Genomic DNA, 1,905 nt, shown 5'->3' with positions numbered 1-1,905 from the left:
TCGACTTTCCAGCCGCCCTGGCCGTCGCGATTGAGCAGGCACAGTTGCAGATCACTCCAGCCGTTGAGGTGTTGCGCTGCGGCGCTGACCACGGCCTGACGATCCGTCGCGGCAGTGAGTTTGCGCGACAGGTCGAGCAGTTCGGTGGTCTCTTCCTGGGTGTCACGCAGCGCCTGCAGTTGTCGACGCTGACGCGCCGCGAGGTTGCCGGTGAGCGCCGCCATCAGCAGGAAAAACAGCAAGGTCAGGACGTCTTCTTCACGCTGGATGGCGAAGGAAAAATTCGGCGGAATGAACAGGAAATCGTAGGTCAGAAACGATAGCGCGGCGCAGGCCAGGGCCGGCCCGAGACTGCTGCGCACCGCCACCAGCAACACCGCGGCGAGGAACACCAGCGAGATGTTCGGCAACGGCAAAATACTCGATACCGCCCACGCCAGCGCACAGGCCAGCACCGTGGCGACCAATGCCAGCAGATAGTCGAACCAGACCAGCGTCGGCGTCACTTGCAGGCGCTGCTGAGGGTGTTCACGGTCGTTATCGAGGACGTTGATTTCCAGGCCATGCGCCTGCCGCAGCAAACGTGCGGCGAGCCCGCCACCGAACAGGCGACGACGCAGACTCGGCCGCGACTGACCGACCAACACCAGACTCGCACGGCGTTCGGCGGCATGCTGAATCAGGGTCTTCGCCACTTCACCGGCACGCAGCAATACCACTTCACCGCCCAGACGCTCGGCCAATTGCTGCGCGCTTTGCAGGCGCAGGCGCGACTGTTCATCGCGCACCGTGCCGTTGTCGACATGCACCAGACTCCACGGCAAATGCCGACGCTGGGCGACGCGACTGGCGTGACGCACCAGACGTTCAGCCTGTGCATCGCCATCGACGCCCACCAGCAAACGGCCGCGCACTGCCGGGGCCGCCTGACCGAGCTGGCGATAACCCTGGGCGAGATCGTTATCGACCTGCGCGGCCGCCGTTTGCATCGCCAGCTCACGCAATGCAGTGAGGTTGGTCTGGGTGAAAAACGCATCAATCGCCGCGCGCGCCTGTTCCGGCACGTAGACCTTGCCCTCGCGCAGACGCTCGAGCAGTTCACGGGGAGGCAGGTCGATCAGCAGCAGTTCGTAGGCTTCCTGCAGCACCCAGTCCGGCAGGGTTTCGCGTACCTGCACACCGGTGATGCCGCGCACCTGATCATTAAGGCTTTCCAGGTGCTGGACGTTGACGGTGGTGAACACGTCGATGCCGGCGGCGAGCAGTTCCTGAATGTCCTGCCAGCGCTTGGCGTGGCGACTGCCGGGGGCGTTGCTGTGGGCCAGTTCATCGACCAGCACCAGTTTCGGCTTCGCCGCGAGCAGACCGTCAAGGTCCATTTCTTCAAGCATGACGCCACGGTATTCCGAGCGCACCAGCGGTTGCTGCGGCAGACCGCCAAGCAGCGCTTCAGTCTCGGCGCGGCCATGGGTTTCGACCACGCCGGCGATGACTTTCACGCCTTGGCGCAGTTGGGTGTGGGCAGCCTGGAGCATGGCGTAGGTCTTGCCGACGCCGGGGGCGGCGCCGAGGAAAACCTTGAGCCGGCCACGGCCGTCGCGGGGCAGGTCTGCTAACAGCGCATCGGCGCGGCCGGAGTCGCTCATGCTGGGAGTTCTCTCTTGCTGATGTTGATTCGGTGTTCGTTATGGCCCCTTCGCGAGCAAGCTCGCTCCCACATTTGGAACGCGTCCTCCTGTGGGAGCGAGCTTGCTCGCGAATGGCAACATCACAGAACTACAGTTTTTCCAGTGCCATGTTCAGCGCCAGCACATTCACCACTGGCGGTCCCACCAGCGGCTGTTCGGTATGCGCATCGAGCAGTTGCTGCAAGGTAGACACCGGCAAGTTTCGCGCTGCGGCAAC

Annotated in this window: 2 protein-coding genes; both read right to left on the bottom strand. The window is 63.8% G+C overall.

Annotated elements, in window-relative coordinates:
• Nucleotides 1–1,646 (bottom strand): DUF4118 domain-containing protein (locus DBR24_RS34415; protein WP_256591974.1); only part of this gene is annotated, 1,646 nt, incomplete at its 3' end.
• Nucleotides 1,647–1,776: 130 nt separating this feature from the next.
• Nucleotides 1,777–1,905, bottom strand: a 129-nt coding sequence (locus DBR24_RS34410) for a potassium-transporting ATPase subunit C (protein ID WP_256591979.1), incomplete at its 5' end; no start/stop codon positions are given.

This window comes from Pseudomonas sp. HMWF006 (assembly GCF_003061205.1).
Lineage (GTDB): Bacteria > Pseudomonadota > Gammaproteobacteria > Pseudomonadales > Pseudomonadaceae > Aquipseudomonas > Aquipseudomonas monsensis.
The sequence above is the reverse complement of the archived record's forward strand: the minus strand, read 5'-3'. Positions and strand labels throughout refer to the sequence as shown.